At 31.6% G+C, this 20,120-nt stretch carries 16 protein-coding genes; 7 read left to right on the top strand and 9 right to left on the bottom strand.

What is annotated here, in order from left to right; translation table 11 throughout:
- The 5 genes from nqrE to B0I03_RS03505 all read left to right on the top strand — a co-directional run bounded on the left by nqrE (nucleotide 1) and on the right by B0I03_RS03505 (nucleotide 6,414).
- Nucleotides 1–759, top strand: a complete 759-nt coding sequence (gene nqrE, locus B0I03_RS03525) for an NADH:ubiquinone reductase (Na(+)-transporting) subunit E (RefSeq protein ID WP_111566090.1) — start codon at nucleotides 1–3, stop codon at nucleotides 757–759.
- A 25-nt stretch (nucleotides 760–784) separates the two neighbouring features.
- Nucleotides 785–2,077, top strand: coding sequence for an NADH:ubiquinone reductase (Na(+)-transporting) subunit F (nqrF, locus tag B0I03_RS03520; RefSeq protein WP_111566089.1), 1,293 nt, complete (start codon nucleotides 785–787; stop codon nucleotides 2,075–2,077).
- Between the two features lie 80 nt (nucleotides 2,078–2,157).
- The gene (locus B0I03_RS03515; RefSeq protein WP_111566088.1) at nucleotides 2,158–2,523 is read left to right on the top strand and encodes a Na(+)-translocating NADH-quinone reductase subunit F; all 366 of its coding nucleotides are present in this window, start codon (nucleotides 2,158–2,160) and stop codon (nucleotides 2,521–2,523) included.
- Nucleotides 2,498–3,514 (top strand): FAD:protein FMN transferase, encoded by a 1,017-nt coding sequence (locus tag B0I03_RS03510; RefSeq protein ID WP_111566087.1) that lies wholly within the window; start codon nucleotides 2,498–2,500, stop codon nucleotides 3,512–3,514. Before B0I03_RS03515 ends, B0I03_RS03510 begins: the two co-directional genes overlap by 26 nt.
- Before the next feature lie 92 nt (nucleotides 3,515–3,606).
- Nucleotides 3,607–6,414: a M16 family metallopeptidase gene (locus B0I03_RS03505; RefSeq protein WP_111566086.1), complete on the top strand. Its 2,808-nt coding sequence runs from the start codon at nucleotides 3,607–3,609 to the stop codon at nucleotides 6,412–6,414.
- Nucleotides 6,415–6,467: 53 nt separating this feature from the next.
- Here the strand turns inward: B0I03_RS03505 and B0I03_RS03500 are convergent, their stop codons facing one another.
- From B0I03_RS03500 to map, 4 genes are read right to left on the bottom strand one after another with little or no spacing between them, the layout of a single operon-like run.
- Nucleotides 6,468–7,232: a class I SAM-dependent methyltransferase gene (locus tag B0I03_RS03500; RefSeq protein ID WP_111566085.1), complete on the bottom strand. Its 765-nt coding sequence runs from the start codon at nucleotides 7,230–7,232 to the stop codon at nucleotides 6,468–6,470.
- Nucleotides 7,232–8,017 carry a DUF3667 domain-containing protein gene (locus tag B0I03_RS03495; RefSeq protein ID WP_111566084.1) on the bottom strand — a complete coding sequence of 262 codons (786 nt, stop codon included), beginning with the start codon at nucleotides 8,015–8,017 and terminating at the stop codon, nucleotides 7,232–7,234. Before B0I03_RS03495 ends, B0I03_RS03500 begins: the two co-directional genes overlap by 1 nt.
- Nucleotides 8,018–8,059: 42 nt before the next feature.
- Nucleotides 8,060–8,434: a GxxExxY protein gene (locus tag B0I03_RS03490; RefSeq protein WP_111566083.1), complete on the bottom strand. Its 375-nt coding sequence runs from the start codon at nucleotides 8,432–8,434 to the stop codon at nucleotides 8,060–8,062.
- A 32-nt stretch (nucleotides 8,435–8,466) separates the two neighbouring features.
- The gene (gene map / locus B0I03_RS03485) at nucleotides 8,467–9,285 is read right to left on the bottom strand and encodes a type I methionyl aminopeptidase (protein ID WP_111566082.1); all 819 of its coding nucleotides are present in this window, start codon (nucleotides 9,283–9,285) and stop codon (nucleotides 8,467–8,469) included.
- Between the two features lie 172 nt (nucleotides 9,286–9,457).
- Between map and B0I03_RS03480 the strand changes: the two genes are divergently transcribed.
- Together B0I03_RS03480 and B0I03_RS03475 are read left to right on the top strand one after the other, a co-directional pair.
- Nucleotides 9,458–10,735, top strand: a complete 1,278-nt coding sequence (locus B0I03_RS03480; RefSeq protein ID WP_111566081.1) for an acetyl-CoA hydrolase/transferase family protein — start codon at nucleotides 9,458–9,460, stop codon at nucleotides 10,733–10,735.
- A gap of 219 nt (nucleotides 10,736–10,954) precedes the next feature.
- The gene (locus tag B0I03_RS03475) at nucleotides 10,955–11,287 is read left to right on the top strand and encodes an RNA recognition motif domain-containing protein (RefSeq protein WP_111566080.1); all 333 of its coding nucleotides are present in this window, start codon (nucleotides 10,955–10,957) and stop codon (nucleotides 11,285–11,287) included.
- Nucleotides 11,288–11,350: 63 nt separating this feature from the next.
- Here B0I03_RS03475 and B0I03_RS03470 read toward each other — a convergent pair whose 3' ends face one another.
- The 5 genes from B0I03_RS03470 to B0I03_RS03450 all read right to left on the bottom strand — a co-directional run bounded on the left by B0I03_RS03470 (nucleotide 11,351) and on the right by B0I03_RS03450 (nucleotide 20,093).
- Complete coding sequence (locus B0I03_RS03470; protein ID WP_111566079.1) at nucleotides 11,351–14,953, bottom strand: T9SS type B sorting domain-containing protein; 3,603 nt, start codon at nucleotides 14,951–14,953, stop codon at nucleotides 11,351–11,353.
- Nucleotides 14,954–15,034: 81 nt separating this feature from the next.
- Nucleotides 15,035–16,423, bottom strand: a complete 1,389-nt coding sequence (locus B0I03_RS03465) for a TolC family protein (RefSeq protein ID WP_111566078.1) — start codon at nucleotides 16,421–16,423, stop codon at nucleotides 15,035–15,037.
- A complete protein-coding gene (locus B0I03_RS03460) occupies nucleotides 16,423–17,769 on the bottom strand; it encodes an HlyD family secretion protein (RefSeq protein ID WP_111566077.1) in 1,347 nt (448 codons plus the stop codon). Before B0I03_RS03460 ends, B0I03_RS03465 begins: the two co-directional genes overlap by 1 nt.
- 3 nt (nucleotides 17,770–17,772) lie before the next feature.
- Entirely contained in the window at nucleotides 17,773–19,425 is a 1,653-nt protein-coding gene (locus B0I03_RS03455) for a peptidase domain-containing ABC transporter (RefSeq protein ID WP_111566076.1), read from the bottom strand.
- Nucleotides 19,422–20,093 (bottom strand): TetR/AcrR family transcriptional regulator, encoded by a 672-nt coding sequence (locus B0I03_RS03450; RefSeq protein ID WP_111566075.1) that lies wholly within the window; start codon nucleotides 20,091–20,093, stop codon nucleotides 19,422–19,424. Before B0I03_RS03450 ends, B0I03_RS03455 begins: the two co-directional genes overlap by 4 nt.
- Nucleotides 20,094–20,120: the final 27 nt, after the last annotated feature.

Raw genomic sequence — 20,120 nt, 5'->3', positions numbered from 1 at the left:
ATGTTTGAATATATCAATATATTTTTAAAATCAGTTTTCATTGATAACATGATTTTTGCATACTTCTTAGGAATGTGTTCGTTTTTGGCCGTTTCTAAAAAAGTATCAACAGCTATTGGTCTTGGAATTGCTGTAATATTTGTACAAGTAATAACTGTTCCTTTAAACTATTTAATTTATCATTATGTTTTAGGTGCTGGTGCATTAGCTTGGTTAGATCCATCGTTAGCTGAATTAGATTTGAGCTTTTTAACATTCATTTTATTCATCGCTTCTGTAGCAACAATGGTACAGTTAGTAGAAATGATTGTTGAGAAATTTGCTCCTTCATTATATAACTCATTAGGTATTTTCTTACCGCTTATTGCAGTAAACTGTGCTATCTTAGGTGGTTCATTGTTCATGCAACAAAGAGTTGATGGTGGAACATATTCTTCATTAGGTCATGTAATAACTTTCGGTTTTGCATCTGGTTTTGGTTGGTTAATTGCAATTGTTGCATTAGCAGCTATCCGTGAAAAAATGGAATATTCCAACGTATTAGCTCCTTTGAGAGGTTTAGGAATTACTTTTATTTTAACAGGTTTGATGGCTATTGGTTTTATGAGTTTTGGTGGAATTGACCTTAATGCATTAAACAAAAAGCCAGAAGCTAAAGTTGAAACTCCAGCTCCAGCAGTTGTTGAAACTCCAGTAGTTGATTCAGTTCAAGTAGCTGTAGATTCAGTAAAAGTAGATTCAACTCAAGTAGTTAAATAATAGTATAACATTAAAAATTGAAATTATGTTTGAATTAATTACATATTCGATTTTAGCTTTCTTAGCGCTTATTTTACTAATGGTGTTTATGCTATTATATGCAAAATCTAAATTAGTAAACTCGGGTGCTGTAAAGATTAAAATTAACGGTGAAAACGAAATCGAAGTAGGTGGAGGTAGTACACTTCTTACTACTTTAGGGAATAATAAAATCTTCTTACCATCAGCTTGTGGTGGTGGAGGCTCTTGTTTACAATGTAAATGTAAAGTATTAGATGGTGGTGGAGAACCTTTACCAACAGAAATACCAAACTTTACGCGTAAAGAATTAGCAGAAGGATGGAGATTAGGATGTCAAGTTAAAGTAAAACAAGACATGGTAATCGAAGTTCCTGAAGAAATTTTTGGTATCAAAAAATTCGAAGCAAAAGTATATTCTAACTACAACGTAGCTTCTTTTATTAAAGAATTTATCGTTGAGTTACCAGAAGATATGCACTACGAAGCTGGAGGTTATATCCAAATTGAAATCCCAGCTTGTGAAGTGAAATTTACAGATATTGATATTACAGCTCACCCGGTAGAACATCCAGGTGAACCTGAAAAATTCAAAATCGAGTGGGATAAGTTTAAATTATGGCCATTAGTTATGAAAAATAACGAATTGGTTGAAAGAGCTTACTCTATGGCTTCTTACCCTGCAGAAGGAAGAAAAATTATGTTGAACGTTCGTATTGCAACGCCTCCATTTGATAGAGCTACTAACGATTGGATGAAAGTAAACCCGGGTATTGCTTCTTCATACGTTTTCTCAAGAAAAGCAGGAGATACTGTAACTGTTTCAGGACCTTACGGTGAATTCTTCATCAACGAATCTGATGCAGAAATGTTGTATGTAGGTGGTGGAGCTGGTATGGCGCCAATGCGTTCGCACTTATACCACTTATTCCGTACAGTTAAAACTGGAAGAAAAGTTACGTATTGGTACGGAGGTCGTTCTAAGCGTGAGTTGTTCTATGTTGACCACTTTAGAGCTTTAGAGAAAGATTTTCCTAACTTCAAATTCCATATCGCGTTATCTGAACCTTTACCAGAAGATAACTGGAAAGTGAAAGATGGACCAAATGGAGAAGGTGATGGTTTCGTAGGATTTATCCATAACGTAGTTATCGATAATCACTTGAAATTACACGATTCACCAGAAGATATCGAATTCTATTTCTGTGGACCACCAATGATGAATAACGCAGTTGTAAAAATGTGTGACGATTGGGGTGTGCCAAAAGAAAATGTTCGTTTCGACGACTTCGGAGGTTAATCCAAATTTTATATATCAAAACCGATTCAGAAATGAGTCGGTTTTTTTATGCTTTCAATTAGATTAACTACCTTTGCAGCATGGAACAATTATCACTACAAGACTTACATCATTTGGCCATGAATCACGTGGGAAAAGAACTCGAAAAACAAGGATTTGAGTTCATCGCCATTAACAGCCAGATGAAAAAACATCCGCAATTTGTTTGTGTAGATAAACCTACGAATACCTTGCATTTTGTGATGGTACAAGCGGTTACGTATCCTGATAATCCTGCGGAATATGATGTGGTATTTATGGAAACCTTCATCAGTCACGCCAAAGAGAAAAAAGCTAAAGTTTTGTTTGCAGGAGTTGGTTTTGCCAATGCCGAAGATTTCGAAAAGCCCATTTTAAAAAATCAAGATTATATTTTAAATTATGAAGGAATTAAAGAGATTTTATAGTTTTCTAATTGTAGCAATTTTATTTACTTCATGTACTAAAACTACAGATTTTTACACCATTCAAGGCGAAGCACAAGGAAGTACCTATTCTATAAAATATATTGCATCAGAAGAAAAAGTAACTAAAAATCAAATAGATTCTTTGTTAACTGCTTTCGATTTATCGCTTTCTACGTATCGACCAGATTCTAAAATTTCTAAAATAAATGCCGGAGATTCAACTGTTGTGTTAGATGAGTTCTTTACAGAAACGTTTCAACTTTCCAACCAAATTTATAAAGAAACAGATGGTTTGTTCGACCCAACAATTGGTGTTTTAGTGAACGCTTATGGTTTTGGACCAAATAAAAAACACCAAGATTTATCTCAAAAACAAGTTGATAGTTTGTTACAATTTGTAGGTTTTGATAAGATTGCTTTAAATTTAAATAAAACCATTTCAAAAAAGTACAACCAAACTTTCATCGATTTTAATGCAATTGCTCAAGGATATTCGGTAGATGTTGTAGTGAATTACTTAAAATCAGAAGGAATTGAAAATGCCATTGTAGAAATCGGCGGCGAATTATTCGCATTAGGTAAAAACACGATTGATAATAAGAATTGGGTAGTAGGAATCGACGATCCTTTACAAAAACCTGAAGAACGTACTTTAATTGCTAAAGTAAATTTAGAAAACTTAGGAATGGCAACTTCTGGAAATTATCGAAAAGTAATGATTGATGAAAAAACAGGTGAAAAATTTGTGCATATCATAAATCCTAAAACAGGATTGGCTCAAAAAAACAATGTATTAAGTTCAACCGTTTTATCAAAATCATCTGCTCTTTCAGATGGTTACGCAACTGCTTTTATGTTAATGAGTTTAGAGGAAAGTAAGGTGTTCTTACAAAAGCATCCAGAACTGCATGTAATGCTTCTTTACTCGGATTCTAACAATAAAATGCAGCAATTTACTACAGAAAATTTCAATTCTTTGATTATAGACTAATTCCAAATAAGAAATTAATTGTTAAAACTTGCATAATAAACTTTTGATTTTGTAGTTATAAAGATAATTTTATCCAAACAAAATCAAATTTTATGAAGAAATTTCACTTTTCCATTTCTTTATTGCTTTTGGCTCCAGCGTTTCTTTTTGCGCAGGATTTCAAGCTTGAAGATCCAATTCCGACTGATCCAAATGTAAAAATCGGAAAACTTTCAAACGGATTAACCTATTATATCCGTAAAAATGCAAAACCTGAAGATAAGGTTGATTTACGTCTAGTTGTTAATGCAGGTTCCATTCAAGAAACCGATGAGCAGCAAGGTTTAGCGCACTTCATGGAGCACATGTGTTTCAATGGCACAAAACGTTTTCCTAAAAATGAATTGGTAAATTATCTTCAAAATATCGGAGTAAAATTTGGCCAACATTTAAACGCTTACACGAGTTTTGATGAAACGGTTTACTTTTTACCAATTCCTTCAGATGATAAAGAAAAAGTAGAAAAAGGGTTCCAAATTATCGAAGATTGGGCGTTCAATACTACTTTAACTCCAGAAGAAATTGATAAAGAAAGAGGTGTTGTTTTAGAAGAATATCGCTTAGGTTTAGGTGCTGACAAAAGAATGATGGGACGTTTTATGCCTAAAATGATGTACAATTCGTTATATGCAAAACGTCTTCCTATTGGTCAAAAAGAAATTTTAGAAAACTTCACGTATGATAAATTAACGAGTTTTTATAAAGATTGGTATCGCCCAAATTTAATGGCTGTAATTGTTGTTGGAGATATCGATGTTGCCGAAATGGAGCAAAAAATTATCGCTCATTTTGGAAAATATAAAAATCCAAAGAAACAAAAAGAGAGAAAATTTTATGATGTTCCTAATCACAAAGAAACTTTCGTAGCTGTAGAATCAGATAAAGAAGCAGCATTTGCTCAGGTGCAATTATTGTATAAAGATTATGCAGAGCCTAAGAAAGTTACAACTCTTGGTGATTTTAAAGAATATCTTGCCAAAGGACTTTTTTCTACGATGTTAAATAACAGATTAGAAGAGTTACAAAACAGTCCAAATCCACCTTTTAATTTTGGATATACGTATCATGGTGGTACCTGGGCAAGAACTAAAGAAGCATTTCAATCTTTTGCAATGGTAGCTCAGGACAAGCAATTAGAAGCTTTAAAAGTGTTAGTAAAAGAGAATGAAAGAGTAAAACAATTTGGGTTTACCCAAGGCGAATTAGATCGCGCAAAAGCCGAATTCTTATCTCAAATTGAAAGACAGTATAACGAAAGAGAGAAAAGTGAATCTGAAAATTTCGTATCAGAATATCAAGCAAATTTCTTAGAAAAAGAACCAATTCCAAGTATCGAATGGACGTTTGATGTCTTTAAAAAGATGTTGCCAACCATTTCTGTTGAAGATACAAATGGTTTAATTGCTAAATATTTAAAAGAAGATAATAGAGTAGTTATTTTAACTGGACCAGAAAAAGATGGTTTAGTAAAACCAACAGAACAAGAAGTTTTAAATTCATTAACAGTAAATAAAAATGAATTAACAGCTTACACAGAAACAAAAGTATCTGAAAGTTTGTTGAGAAATCCGGTTAAAGAAGGAAGTGTAGTTTCAAAAGAAAGCAATGCTAAGCTTGGAACTACTACTTTAAAACTTTCTAACGGAGCAACAGTTGTTTACAAAAAGACCGATTTTAAAAACGACCAAGTAATGTTTGAAGCAATCAGTTTTGGAGGTTCAAATTTATTTTCAAATGATGAAATGGCAAAAGTTTCATTAGCAATGGGTGGTTTGTCTGAAGCAGGTTTTTCAGGAATGTCTAAAAATGATATCAATAAATTCATGACAGGAAAAATCGCAAGAGTAAATCCGTATGTTAGTGGAGTTTATGAAGGGTTAAATGGTTCTTCTACTCCAAAAGATTTAGAGTATTTATTTCAAATGACGTATGCTTATTTCACTGATTTGAATTTAGATAAAGATGCTTTTGCTGGTTTTATTACGAAACAAAAAGGGTTTATGGCAAATATGATGTCGCAACCGGCAACTTATTTTTCGAATGAATTTTATACGTATTTGAACAAAGAAAATCCAAGATATAAAGGTTTTCCAAAAGAAGAAGATTTTGATAAAGCGGATTATGAATTAGCTTATAAAAAATACAAAGAGCGTTTTGCAAATGCAGCTGATTTTAATTTTTACTTTGTTGGAAATTTTGATGAAGCGCAAATGGAAGCTTTTGCAGCGAAATATATCGCATCATTACCTTCTGATAAAAATATCAAAGAAAGTGCTAAAGATTTAGGTTACAGAATGCTTAAAGGTTCGCACAAAAAAGTAGTAAACAAAGGAAAAGATCCAAAAAGTACGGTTAACATCATGATTTATGGTGATACAAAATACGATGCTAAAGAAGCATTTGCTTTCAAAGCATTAGGTGAAGTATTAACCATTAAATTAGTAGAAGAATTAAGAGAAAACGAAAGTGGTGTGTATGGAGTAGGAGCAAGAGGAAGCATGAATAAAGTACCTTACGGAAGTTATAATTTCTCAATTTCTTTCCCATGCGGACCAGAAAATGCTGAAAAACTTACTGAATCTGCTTTAAGAGAATTAAACAAAATGGTTACTAATGGTCCAGAACAAAAAGATTTGGATAAATTTAAAGAAGCGTCAAGATTAGAATACAAAGAAAGCTTGAAAGATAACAGATATTGGATGGCAGTTTTAAAACGTCAATATACAGATGGAGTAAATCCGGAAGAAGTATTTGATTTTGAAGCTAAATTGAATGCTTTAACCGTTAAAGAACTTCAAGATGTAGCTAAGAAATATTTAGCTAAAGATAAAGTAATTGGTATGTTAATGCCAGAAGAATAAATAGGTTTTTATTAAATTCAAAATCCCGCAATTGTAATAATTGCGGGATTTTTTTATTTATAACAAACCGGAATAATTTCTCCTTTTGCTAAACAATATTTTTCTACTAATTCGGGAGCTATTGTTCTGGTGTAATCTACTTCTTCTACTTTAAATCCAATACTTCTTAGTTTGTCAAAGTAATCTCTACCATAAACTCTCACGTGGTCATATTGTCCGAAGATTTTTGCTCTTTCCTTTGGGTCAGTAATAGAATCATCTGTAAAAGTAGTCGCTCTTGATAAGTCTTGAGGGATTTGAAAGATCCCCATTCCACCTGGTTTTAAAACGCGATATAATTCTTGCATCGCTTTAGTGTCATCAGGAATGTGTTCCAAAACGTGATTACACAAAATAATGTCGTATGAATTATCTTCAAATGGTAAATTACAAATATCTGCTTTTACATCAGCCAATGGCGAAAATAAATCGGTAGTAGTGTAATCTAAATTCGATTGTTTTTTAAAACGTTTGTAAAATTCTTGCTCAGGTGCAAAGTGTAATACTTTTTTTGGAGCGGTAAAAAAATCGGTTTCGTTTTTTAAATACAACCACAATAAGCGATGTCTTTCTAAAGAAAGTGTACTTGGTGATAAAACGTTATTGCGTTGTGTTCCATATCCATAAGGTAAAAACATACGAAAGCTTTTTCCATCAATTGGATCTGTAAAGCGACTTCCTTTTAATAAAAAAGCTAAAATTGGACGGATCACAATACTCAAACGAATTAATATTGGACGAGGAATGGTATTTAATATAAGTTTAAAAAGTTTTTTCATTACATTGAAGTTATGATATATATTATACCGAAGAATATAGAAAATGCAATTATTATTACGAGGTATAATGCAGCAAAAAGTAGTAAATATTTTACGCCTGAAATAAGACTTTGTTTTATGTTTTGTTCATAAAGCTTTTTAAAAGCATAAAGTGTGAATAGTATAAATAATAATAGGAATAGAATAGAATATGTTCCAAAACTCATGCCTATAATATTGACTAAAACAACTTGTAATACTAATGATATGAACCCTAAGTTTGTTTGTAAGTAACTATTAAATACCAAATGTTCGAAAAAATTATGACCTCTTTTATTAAAAATAATATAACTCGTTAGCGCATATATTGGAATTAAAAGCAATACAAAAAAGTTGTAATAACTCATTAAGGTTTCCATAAAACCTTTCATGTCTATTTTTGGAACATTGCCTGATGAATTTGTAGAATTGTAACCTTTTGTAAATCCTTCCGAATAATCGAAAATAATATCCAAAGGGAAAAATTTATAGAAAAAAACGGCTATCGTTGCATATAAAATTATATACGAAAAAGGTTGAAAATATTTTTTTCTTGCACCAGAAATATAAGCTTCAAGAACATCTTTTGGATTAGTGAATAAGCCAATAAAAGTTCTCCAAAAATTATTATCCCAACTAAAAAAAGGACCAACAAATTCTTCCCAAGTTCCTTTTAAAGAAAGTCTGTCACTAACTATTTTAGCGCCACAATTTGAACAATATTGTGCGGTGTTTTCATAAGGATTATTACAAGTTTTACAATTCATTTTTAATTTATTAAAACACTAATTTCACAAATTAGTACTAATTTATAATATTATTCTTTTGTATTTAAGACTATCTTCTCCAAAATTTACTAGCAATCCTAAATTACATTTTGAAGCCGCCAAATAATTCAACACTTGTTTTGTTTCACTTGATGTAAGCGTTTGAATTGCTTTAATCTCTAAAATAATGTTGTTGTATATAGTAAAGTCAGAGTAATAATAACTAGGTAACTGAATTCCTTTATACTCAATTGTATATTTTTGTTCTCGTATGTAATCGATTTTATTTAATTTAAACTCAAATTCCAAAGCATCTCCATAGACTTTTTCATTGTGACCTTTGCCAAGAGTATTATGAACTTCCATGCACAATCCAACTATTTCATATACTTCATTTTTGTAAATTAAATCATTCATAATTAGTGGAAATTAGTGAAATTCGTGTTGAATTATAAAACCAAAGGTTTTTGTCTCAATCCATCTTCTTCATTACTCACAATTCCTAAAGCATCATAAATGTAGGCAAAAGTAGATAGCAACTCAGGTTTTCCGTCAACAATGGCTACATCGTGTTCAAAGTGTGCACTTGGTTTTCCGTCGGCAGTTGTAATTGTCCAGCCGTCTTTATGTTGTTTGATGTTTTTAGTTCCCTGATTAATCATCGGTTCAATTGCGATAACCATTCCGTTGACTAATTTTTTCCCACGACCACGTTTTCCGTAATTTGGAACTTCAGGATCTTCGTGCATTTTTCTACCTAAACCGTGTCCGCATAATTCACGAACTACACCATATCCATGTTTTTCACAATATTGTTGAATAGCATATCCAATGTCTTCTACACGATTGCCCACTTTAGTTTCACGAATTCCCACATAAAGCGATTCCTTAGTAACTTGTAAAAGCTTTTTTGTTTCTGGAGCTACTTCACCTATTTCAAAAGTATAGGCATGATCACCATAAAAACCATTTTTGAAAGCACCACAATCTACCGAAATAATATCGCCATCTTGTAACGGAACATTATTTGGAATACCATGAACTACTTGCGTATTTGGACTCATACAAAGCGAGTTTGGAAAGCCATACATGCCTAAAAATGCAGGTTCCGCTCCGTGCGAACGAAGAAAATCTTCTGCCAATTTATCTAAATATAAAGTAGTTACGCCAGGTTTAATTTCCTTAGCAATCATTCCTAATGTTTTCGAAACAATTAAAGCACTTTCGCGCATCAATTCGATTTCTTCAAGGGTTTTAATTACAATCATAATGCAAAATTTCGAAGCAAAAATACAAATTCAAGTTCAATTATAAGTTCAATTTCAAAATTCAATTTTATTTTCCTTTAACCTTAAATCTAAAACCCTTAACTAAATATGAGTAATATCATATTTTATGCTTAAATTCCGATATAAATTTGCAGTATAAATTTCATTAGGTATGGGAAAATATGTAACCGCAGCAGAAGCTGTACAAGTAGTAAAAAGTGGTGATAGGGTTTATGTTCAAGCTGCAGCTGCTACACCAACAATCTTAACAAAAGCGTTAACCGATAGAGCATCTGAACTTAGAAATGTAGAAATATGCCATTTACATACTGAGGGAGATGCACCTTATGCAAACCCAGAATTGGCTGAAAGTTTTCATGTGAATTCTTTTTTTATTGGTGCTAATGTACGTCATACTTTAAAAGCAGGAAATGGGTCATATACACCCGTTTTTTTGAGTGAATTGCCGTTGTTGTTTCGTAAAAATGTAGTAAAATTAGATGTGGTATTTATTCATGTTTCTCCACCAGATAGTCATGGCTATTGTTCGTTAGGAGTTTCTGTTGAGGCTTCTATAGCGGCTATTGAAAATGCTAAAACTGTAATTGCGCAAGTTAATCCAAATATGCCAAGAACTTTTGGAGATGGAATTTTACACATTTCAGAAATTGATTATTTAGTAGATGTTAATTTACCAATTTACGCTCACGATGTAACTCCGTTTACAACAGAAGAAGAAAAAATAGGTACTTACGTAGCTTCTTTAATTGAAGATAAAAGTACCCTTCAAATGGGAATTGGTTCTATTCCAAATGCGGCCTTGAGTAAATTAACGAATCACAAAGATTTAGGATTACATACGGAAATGTTTTCCGATGGTGTTATTGATTTAATTGAAAATGATGTCATCAATTGTAACTACAAAGGAACTTTACGTGGAAGAGCTCTAGCTACTTTTTTAATGGGATCAAAACGTTTGTATGATTTTGTGGATGATAATCCGTTTATTGAAATGAAGGAATCTTCTATGGTAAACGATACAGCTCGAATTCGAAGAAATCCAAGAATGGTAGCTATTAATTCGGCTATCGAAGTAGATTTAACAGGGCAAGTTTGTGCTGATTCTATAGGAAGTACTATGTATTCTGGAGTTGGTGGTCAAATGGATTTTATTCGCGGAGCATCATTAAGTGAAGGTGGAAAAGCAATTATTGCGCTGCCATCGATTACCAAAAAAGGTGAAAGTAGAATTGTACCTTATTTAAAACAAGGTGCTGGTGTTGTAACCACAAGAGCACATGCTCATTACATCATCACTGAAAATGGTATTGCTGATTTATACGGAAAAACATTAAAACAAAGAGTTGCGGAGTTAGTTAAAATTGCACATCCTAATCATCAAGAAGCCATTGAGCGTTCTTACTATGAAATGATTGGGTTACATAAATAGAATGAATTAGTGTTAGTAGAAAAGACAATCAAGATGGTTGTCTTTTTTTATTTGAAAAGTTTTTAAATTTAGTAGAATAGATTTAAAAACTTTTCAAAAAACTAACCTTTTGATTTTGAATTTTTTAGCTAAAAAGGGTTGTTTTTGAAAATAAATCAAACTTTAACCTTTTAACAACATTAAATAGCCTACCTTTGTGAGGAATTAAATTTTTCATAGATGAATATTTTTGTAGGAAGTCTTCCTTTCAGCGTAGAGGAAGCAGATTTAAGAGGTTATTTTGAAGAGTATGGAGCTGTAGAATCAGTTAAAATTATCTCTGATAAATTTACCGGAAGAAGTAAAGGATTTGGATTTGTTGAAATGGCTAATGATGCTGAGGCTCAAAAAGCAATCGACGAATTAAACGGTGGAACTATCGAAGGTAGAAAAATCGTTGTTAACAAATCTGAACCAAAACCAGAAGGAGAAAGAAGAAGCTTCGATCGTAATTCAGGTGGAAGAGGTGGTTACTCTAACAATAGAGATAACAACTCAAGAAGTCGTTACTAATATTTTTTGGATATAAAACGAAAAAAAACCTTCGCATTGCGAAGGTTTTTGTTTTTTGTACTATTATCGAATTAAACTAAAGTGTCCTTTAAATTCTTTCGTAATGTTGTCTTTTGTATATTCAATTGTAAACCAATAATCTGTAGATGGTAATAATTCATTATTAAATGTTCCATTCCATCCATTACCATTAGGGTCAATTTGTTTGATTAATTTTCCATAGCGATCAAAAATTCTTATGATTGCCAAATCTAAAGCGCTACTTCCTTTAATATTCCAAGTGTCATTATGACCATCTCCGTTTGGTGTAAAATAGTTAGGATAATCTACAACCGTAAATGTCGCTGTAACATCACCACATCCAAATTTATTGATAACGGTCAAAGTATAGTCGCCACCAGGAATATTAGTAAACACATTACTAGACTGAAAGTAGGTTCCATCAATCGAATATAAATAATCGTTAGATGTTGGAGTTACGATTGCTGTTACCGTATTATCTGTTCCAAAAGCGATTAATTCATTTGGATTAATTGTAACAGAATTAGGTACTATTGAATTTTGAGTGCTAAAATTAAAAGTAGACGAGCAATTAGCTGCATTAGAAATATTGGTTACAACTACCGAATATTGCCCAACTGTTGAAGTGGTAAATGAAGTACCTGTTTCTCCAATAATTTCATTTCCTGCTACTGCGTCATGACCATTATACCATTGAAAAGTGTAATCTGTACTGTTTAACTGCGTTTTTATTTCAACTGGATAGGTTATAGTGTTTAATTGATCTATACAAATAGTGTATGGCTCGTTTAAAAGATAATTTACAGGATAAGGTCTAACGTATAAATCCAATTCCAAAATTTTAAAACAAGCAATTCCAGTTTCACTATCAATATTAGTTCTACTATTTAATCGAACATATATTTTTTGAAAGTTTATTCTAGTATTCAAAAAGTTATTTGGTGTACTTATTCGATTTGTATTAGCATTTGCTAAAGCATCTGGTAATTCTGTGTAATATCTAAAATTGATAGTATTGATTGGTGTTGAGCCTGCCATTTCAAGTTCTCTGGAAGTCAAATCAAAATAGTCAAAACCAGAATCGTTACATAATTCAAGTTGGGTTGGATTAGAATTGCTCCCTGGTAATACCATTACTACAAGATTTAAAGTAGTAAATGATTCACAAGAATTATTAGTAGCATCCACAACTTTACAAATAATTGTTGTAGATGAACTCGTATAATTGTCTGGTGTTGCAATCGGATTATTTGCTAGTACATCAGCATTATTAGCGTAGAAAGTTACTTGATAATTAGTATTTCCATTAGTAATTTGGGTAATTCTACTATTCAAATCAAATGTAGCAGTTATATCACCACATAATTTAATAGGTGAAGGCTGAACAATAATTGGATTTGGGAAAACATTTATATCAAAACTAACAATCGATAAACATCCAGTTACGTTATCAAATAAACGAGCGTAAATAGTTCTATTTCCTAAAGTTAATGGAAGCGGAATATTTTTATTGATTACAAAAACATTGTTTTTTGCATTATCAAACGTATTAAAATAAGAAACTGTAACAGAAGGATTTTGTCCAGCCAATGCTTCAGTATCTTTAGTATTCAATAAAAACGAATCTAAAAGACAAGCTGCTTCGTTATTAATAACGTTTTGATTTGGAGCTTGCGTTACAATTACGTCAAAAGTTCCAATTCCTTCACAACTTTGTGTTGTATTTGAAATTACTCTAGTATAAACTGTTGTTGTTCCAACAGGAATTTGGTTTAAATTAGTTAATCCGTTTAATCCAGTTGAGGCATCAGATGTATTCAAATGAAAAGAAATACTTACATCAGAACTAGCAAAATAAGTGTTTTTTATTAAGATACGTTGTGAGTCAAAATTTACAAATCCATAATTTTGATTGATTTCTGGACAAACTGCTGGAATATTTGGATAGTTAGCAACACTGGTTGGATTAATTTGAAGCACAAAACTTCCAATACCTGCCGAAGTACAATTTGGAGTTATATTTTCATTAACCAATTTCACATAAATAGTTTGTAAAAATGGAGATGTAGTATTAATGTAATTTGTTGGATTATTAATTAATTGTGTTAATCCAGAATCTGAATAAAAATATAATGTTAATCCTGCTGTATTATTAGTGAAGTAATTATAAAGCTGAAGTAAATTTGTTTCTGCAATTCCATCAAGTGTGTTGTTAATATAATCACATTGTTCCAATGTTGTTGAAACGGTATTGATTACAGGTAAAGCATTAATTGTAATTGAAATTGTATTTGAAACATTTGTGCACGTACCTTGTTCAATACTTTCTAAATAATACTGAGAGGTTGAATTTGCAGCTTGATTAAATTTATTTACAACATAAGTTGTGCTATTAGCACCCGATATTGCTACACCATCTTTGTACCATTGATAAGAAAGCGAACTATTTAAACTTGCATTCGTATTTGTTGAAGTAATGGTATAAGAATCGTTTTCACAAATAGTAGTAGTTGAAGCAATTTGAATATTTGGGTTTGCAATAATTCTTATAACATTTGAATCGGTTACAGAACATGGTGAATTTGTAACTTTTATAAAATAATCTCCAGGTAAAGTTGGAGTAAAGCTATTTGCTGTAGCACCAACAACTGCAATATTGTTGTGAAACCATTGATAACTTAAAATATCAATTGTAGTATTTAAATCCGCATTGTTAACTATAGTTGCTGTTAAAGTAGGATTGGTGTTTAAACATACGGTATTGGTATTTGCAATAGTAACAACAGGTTTAGTATGAAATTTTAAATTTGCTTCAGCTTCGCTAATTCTTAATCCAGTTGTATCTCCTGATGGATTTACAGTAATATCGTAAGCCGTTGTAACGACTTTGTATAGGCCACTTTCGGTAACAATTAGGTTGTTTGTAGGCGAAGTAACATTTGAAAAAGCATTTATTTGTACTCCATCTTTAAACCAAGTGTAATTAAATCGTAAGTTGCTAGGAACTCCAGGAAAATCAGAAATATCAATGGTTGCTACAATTTCTTTAGTGTCAGGTTTGCAATAATCTAAATTGGTTAAAAGAGAACCATCCGTATTGTTTAATGTTACTGAAGATAAGAAATCACAGTTAGTACTTCCTGTTCCACCTGTTTGTGAAACCGTTATATTTCCGGCTTGTCCTGAGTAATTATCAATTACAATAACATATAAATCGCCGGCATTACTATTTGGAATATTAACTGTTTCAACAGTATCTGGTAAATAACTACAATCAACTTCGTTTGCTGGAATTAATTGATTACAGATATTGTTTAAATTTGGAAACGGTCCCCACAAAACAAAATCTACATCGGTACCATTACCAGCTAAATTTTGTTGACTAATTTGTAAAGTAACGCTTCCAGGAGAGTCGATTTCTATAAAAAACCATGTAGGACCAACATACGGTGTAGGAATACAAGAAGAGGCAAAGTTTTCTCCATTACCTCCAACCGAACTACTGAAAGGAATACTGGTTGCACAAGACTGAAATGCTGCGGGATTTGCCGCTAATTGAGAACAAGAAGACGCACCTCCTTGGCCAAAAGTTTTGGTACTTATTAGAAGGAATAAAATTAATAAATTAAGAATTGTTTTTTTCATTGTTATTATTTGGGACTGCTAATTTATTAATTTTTAATTTAAATGTTAGAAATTAAACATTTTTACCTTCATTTTGTTAATTTAATTTGGGTTTGCCAAGGTTTTAAACAAACCAATTATCGCATTCAAGTACCTATTTTCCAATGCAATTTCATTAATTTGTGAGCTTACTAAGGAGTTTTCTCTCGAATTAATTACAAACAACGAGCTTTCTCCCATTTCAAATAATCGGTCTTCTGCGTTTAGCAATGTTGAAAAGTCTTTAACCAGTTTGTCGTTGTAATCTTGTTGTTTTTCAAGTGAAACTATTTCTTGTTGTTGTGCTTTGATTTTGTTTTCCAAATTTTTTCGTTCAAATTGCAAACCAAATTCTGAATCCTGAATTTTTAAATCGGCTAATTTTAAACTTCCGCGTTCTTTTCGTAAAAATATTGGAAACGTAAAATTTACTCCTATTTTATAATCTTCAAAGCGATAATTGTCGATATAGCTTGGTTCTGATAAATAATTATAGCTCAAATCTAATTTGGGTAAAAGTGCATTTGCTTTTAGTTTTCGATCTACTTTTAACATCGCAATTTTAGCATCTAAAGCTTGAATTTTTGGATGATTATCTAAATCAATTGTTCCCAATTCGTTAATTTGTAAAACTTCTTTGATTGTTTTGGATAACGTTGTTTCAGGAAATAAATTGTCATTCAATTCTAACGGAATATTATTTTCTAACCATAAATAGTTTGATAATTCTAATTTTGCTTTGGTTAATTTTAACTTCGCATCTTCTAAATTTAATCTTCTGGTTTTTACTGCTATTCCAGCTTCAACGCTATCAATAGCAGGTTTGTCACCTTCTTCAATTAATTTTGAAACACCGTTGTAACGTACTAAAGCGTTTTCTAAATAAGTTTCATACAATTTTACTTCATCAAAACTTCTTTTCCAATTCATGTAGCTTACAGAAGCCTCATAAATTACTTCAACTGCTTGTAAATTTCTTTCTGCAACGTTTAAATTTCTGGCAATTTTGGCTTTTCTCAAATCAGCCATTCGTTGATTAATGAACAAACCTTGTCCTACAGGAACTGAAATTCCAAACGAAGTTAATCCGCTATTTGGTAACGTATTTTCTGGATTTACATAAATTCCTTCTGAGTTGTCAAAACCTGCTTTAAGTTCGATTCCGTACCAAGTTGGAATTTTAAAACTGCTGTTTAAAATCGAATAATATTCACTGTCTTTGAATTGTTTTTCACTAAAATCAACTTCAATTTTTGGGTCAAAAGCACCACGCGCTTGCATTAAATTGGCTTGGGCTTCGTTGAGTTTTAAATCGGCTTGTCTTACTAAAGGATGGTATTTTTTTACATATCCTAAAAATTCATTGTAGGTGAATTCGGTTGGCGAATTTTGTCCAAACAAACTCATCCAACTACAAATGAAAAGGAAGATATAAAATAGTTTCGTTCTCATTATTTCTTAGTGTTTTCGGTGGTTGTTGGTTGATAAAAATTTGGTGGAAAACCATTTAATGTTCTCCAAATTTCAAACCAAATAGGCACATTGTCTAATAAAGCTAATGATTGTGTTCCGGCACCAATACTCAATTGTTCTGGCCATTTTTTGTCATTTGGATCAGGAGCAATTAACACACGATATTTTCCATTTGGACTAATAAAATTTTCTTTAGCAACAATTATACCGCCAAAAGTTCCGTAGGAAACACCAGGCCATCCGCTGAAAACAATCGTAGGCCAACCATCAAACCAAACTCTAACTTTTTCGCCTTTGTTAATTAATGGAAAATCCATTGGTTCAATATAAGTTTCTACTGCAATGTCATATTTTGCTGGCATAATGCTCACAACAGCTGTTCCTTCTTTAATGGTTTCACCAATTCCCGATTGCAAAGCTCGGTTTACATAACCATCTTGTGGAGCGGTGATATAATACAAACCATTTCTAATTTGATAGTTATTGTACTGATTTTTCAGCTTGTTTACTTGAGCTTCGGTATCAAATTGTGAACTTAAAGCGGTTTGTTTGTCACTGCTTGCTTTGGCATTTTTTTCGGCATATTCAGCGCTAATTCTGTTGAGTTCCATTGTAGCATTCAATACTTCATTTTTGCTTGCAATGTATTTGTTTTCTTGTGTTATGATTTTCGCTTCGGTTTCTTGCAATTTCATGCGTTTTTCCTCCACATCGGTCATTGGTTTTAAACCTTCTTTGTTTAGATTTACTGAACGATTGTATTGGGTTTTTGCAATTTTTAGCTGTGTTTTGGTTGCTTCAAAATCTATACTATCACTTTGCACTTTTAAATACGACTGTTTTAGCTTGTTTTGTGCTTGTTTTAATTTCAGATTTTTTTCATTCTGAATAGCTCCCATTTGTGCTTCCAAAGCTTTTACTTTATCGGCATAAGAAGTTACAGCATTTTCTTTTGCTTTTACTTGATTTCCTGTGTTTTCAATCAAATTTGGATCTAAATAATCTTCTTTTACCTCTGAAATAAATAAAATGGTATCACCCTTTTTTACAAAGTCACCTTCGTTTACATACCATTTTTCAATTCTACCACCAATAATAGTTTGAATGGTTTGCGGACGTTGATTTGGTTTTAAAGTGGTTACATTTCCAGCGCCTTGAATATTTTGTGTCCAAGGAAGAAAAAGAAACAAAATGCAAATGATGACAAATGCCCAAATAATCTTGCGAATTACTTTGTAATGCTTTTGCTCTTTAAATATTTGCCCCGATTTGAATTGCTCTAACTTAACAAATTGATCAATTCTATTTTTTGTGATGTTTAGCATGACTTAATTCGATTTAATTTCTCCTTTTTCTAAGTGAATTACTTGTGAGCAAATTTGTTTCCAATAATTGTTTTTACTAACAACAACTAATGTCCACGGATGTTTTTCTTCGCTTAAAAAATCGATAATTTCTCTGCAACTTTGCTCGTCTGATTTGTCTAAAGGATTTTCTAAAAACAATAATTTGGGTTGGTTGATGATACAACGTGCCAAAACAATTTTTTGAATCGTAGACGAATTAATTTGTTTTCCTTCCGATGAAATTTGTGTGTCTAATCCTTTTGGAAGTGCTTTGATGGCTTCGGTTAATTTTAATTTTTCGATTAAATCAAAAACCATTTCCATTTTAATTTCTGGATTATTACAGGTTATATTTTCCAAAATAGTTCCTTCAAATGGCATTTCGTGTGCTGTGATAATTCCAATTTTTGAACGATATTCATCTGAAGAATATTTTTTGTAATTGGTGTTATTGATGAAAATACTTCCAGAAGATGGTTCAATTAATCTTGCTAACAAACGAATTAAAGTTGTTTTCCCTGAACCATTTTCGCCTAAAATTAAGGTGTGTTGTTTTGGTTCAATCGATAAATTGATATTTTTTAGTATTTCTTTATCCGATTTTGGATACGAAAAAGAAACGTTTTCTGTTTCAATCGTTATTTTATTTCGGTCCACTAAATAATTTGAGTTTTGAACATCTTCTTCTAATTCCATATCCACAACCGAACCTAATTTTTCTAAAGATGTTAGAACGTCGTAAAATAATTCTAATCCAGAAAACAGTTTTTCAACCGCTGCAATAATGCTCAAAATGATAATTTCTGCTGCAACGAATTGCCCAATATTCATTTGTTGATTGATGACTAATAATCCTCCAATTATCAATAATCCTGCTGTAATTAAAATTTTAAACCCAGTTAACTGAATAAATTGCTTCATTAATACCTGAAAATGACTTTCTCTTTGTTTCAGATATTCATTAACTAATTTATCGTTTTTATGTAGCGAAAAATTAAAAATCGAATTGCTTTTGAAACTCAAGTGATTTCTCGCAATTTCTTGTAACCAATGTGCGATTTTATACTTGTATTTCGATTCTTTTAAGCTGGTTTCTAATCCTAAATTAAAGTTGATTTTGAAAATTAAATACAGTAATATCAAAAGTACCAATCCGAAAAAGATAAAAAAGGAATGATACAAAGACAGCAAGATAATTCCGAATAGGATTTGTAAAGCAGCTCCAGAAATATCTAATAATAGCTTTGAAAACCCTTTTTGAACGGTTAATGTATCAAAAAATCGATTGGCTAATTCTGGCGGATATTGATTGTGTAGTTCGTTGAATTTTATTTTTGGAAAGCGATAAGCAAATTCAAAAGACGAACGCACAAATATTTTTTGTTGTAAGTTTTCGGTGATTCTGAATTGCATAATTTTTAGCAATCCTACAAAAGCTACTCCAATAACTACAACACCAACTAGTACAATCCAAGAAGTGCTAACTTTTCCTGCCTGAATAAAGTTGATGATTGATTGGATTCCCAAAGGCAAAGACAAACTGATTAATCCTGCAATAATGGAATACAAGAAGATTTGGTAAATATCTTGTTTGTCGATTAGGATGAGGTTTTTAAATCTTTTTAATGGTGTCATAGTAGTATTTTTTTAGCCATATCTGTATAAAAATCTGTTGCGCATTCTTTTTCAGATAAGTTAGTAATAGTTTTTAAATGATTTTTTAAAAAATGCTGGTGAAGTGAGCCTTCCACGATGTTTGAAGCCAAACTTTTTGCGTAAGGATAGTCGGAATTTACTTCTTTTATGATGTCGATTATGCGATTGATAACTCTTTTATATACTAAGAAAAAACCTTCTTTATTTTCGTTGTCAACTTCCTTTGTCATTAAAGTTTTTGTAAATTCTTCTACGATTATTCGACTTAAAATTTCTTCATTAATATGCGGAGTTGCATTATCGTCTACTACATTTTCAGTAACTAGTTTAATTGCTTTTTCTAATTTTTCAATCGGATTTGAAACATTTGTAGTAGCAAATGCCATACGATATTCCATCCAAGACCAATACCATGAAGTTAGATAAACCAAAAGTTTGTGCTTGTTTTCAAAATAACGATAAATAGAACTTTCGTTAGACTGAATTTTTTCACCTAATTTTTTAAACGTAAACGCTTCAAAGCCAATTTCATCAATTAGTATGATGCTGTTTTTTAAGATATTGCGTCCTAATTCTGATGTTTCAGGATCTTTAACGTATAACTTTTCGTTAATGGTTATTTTTAAATTAGATAGTAAATTTTGCATAATGTAATATTTGACAATGCAAATATA

This window comes from Flavobacterium aquaticum (genome assembly GCF_003259835.1).
GTDB classification, from domain to species: domain Bacteria; phylum Bacteroidota; class Bacteroidia; order Flavobacteriales; family Flavobacteriaceae; genus Flavobacterium; species Flavobacterium aquaticum.
The sequence above is the reverse complement of the archived record's forward strand: the minus strand, read 5'-3'. Positions and strand labels throughout refer to the sequence as shown.

Bases quoted from the DNA above. Each gene is read 5' to 3' on its own strand.
- B0I03_RS03460 (WP_111566077.1), bottom strand. From the start codon at position 17,769: ATGCTAAACATCACAAAAAATAGAATTGATCAATTTGTTAAGTTAGAG.
- B0I03_RS03480 (WP_111566081.1), top strand. From the start codon at position 9,458: ATGGGAAAATATGTAACCGCAGCAGAAGCTGTACAAGTAGTAAAAAGT.
- map (WP_111566082.1), bottom strand. From the start codon at position 9,285: ATGATTGTAATTAAAACCCTTGAAGAAATCGAATTGATGCGCGAAAGT.
- B0I03_RS03465 (WP_111566078.1), bottom strand. From the start codon at position 16,423: ATGAGAACGAAACTATTTTATATCTTCCTTTTCATTTGTAGTTGGATG.
- B0I03_RS03500 (WP_111566085.1), bottom strand. From the start codon at position 7,232: ATGAAAAAACTTTTTAAACTTATATTAAATACCATTCCTCGTCCAATA.
- B0I03_RS03510 (WP_111566087.1), top strand. From the start codon at position 2,498: ATGAAGGAATTAAAGAGATTTTATAGTTTTCTAATTGTAGCAATTTTA.
- B0I03_RS03490 (WP_111566083.1), bottom strand. From the start codon at position 8,434: ATGAATGATTTAATTTACAAAAATGAAGTATATGAAATAGTTGGATTG.
- B0I03_RS03505 (WP_111566086.1), top strand. From the start codon at position 3,607: ATGAAGAAATTTCACTTTTCCATTTCTTTATTGCTTTTGGCTCCAGCG.
- B0I03_RS03450 (WP_111566075.1), bottom strand. From the start codon at position 20,093: ATGCAAAATTTACTATCTAATTTAAAAATAACCATTAACGAAAAGTTA.
- B0I03_RS03495 (WP_111566084.1), bottom strand. From the start codon at position 8,017: ATGAATTGTAAAACTTGTAATAATCCTTATGAAAACACCGCACAATAT.
- B0I03_RS03515 (WP_111566088.1), top strand. From the start codon at position 2,158: ATGGAACAATTATCACTACAAGACTTACATCATTTGGCCATGAATCAC.
- B0I03_RS03475 (WP_111566080.1), top strand. From the start codon at position 10,955: ATGAATATTTTTGTAGGAAGTCTTCCTTTCAGCGTAGAGGAAGCAGAT.
- nqrE (WP_111566090.1), top strand. From the start codon at position 1: ATGTTTGAATATATCAATATATTTTTAAAATCAGTTTTCATTGATAAC.
- B0I03_RS03470 (WP_111566079.1), bottom strand. From the start codon at position 14,953: ATGAAAAAAACAATTCTTAATTTATTAATTTTATTCCTTCTAATAAGT.
- B0I03_RS03455 (WP_111566076.1), bottom strand. From the start codon at position 19,425: ATGACACCATTAAAAAGATTTAAAAACCTCATCCTAATCGACAAACAA.
- nqrF (WP_111566089.1), top strand. From the start codon at position 785: ATGTTTGAATTAATTACATATTCGATTTTAGCTTTCTTAGCGCTTATT.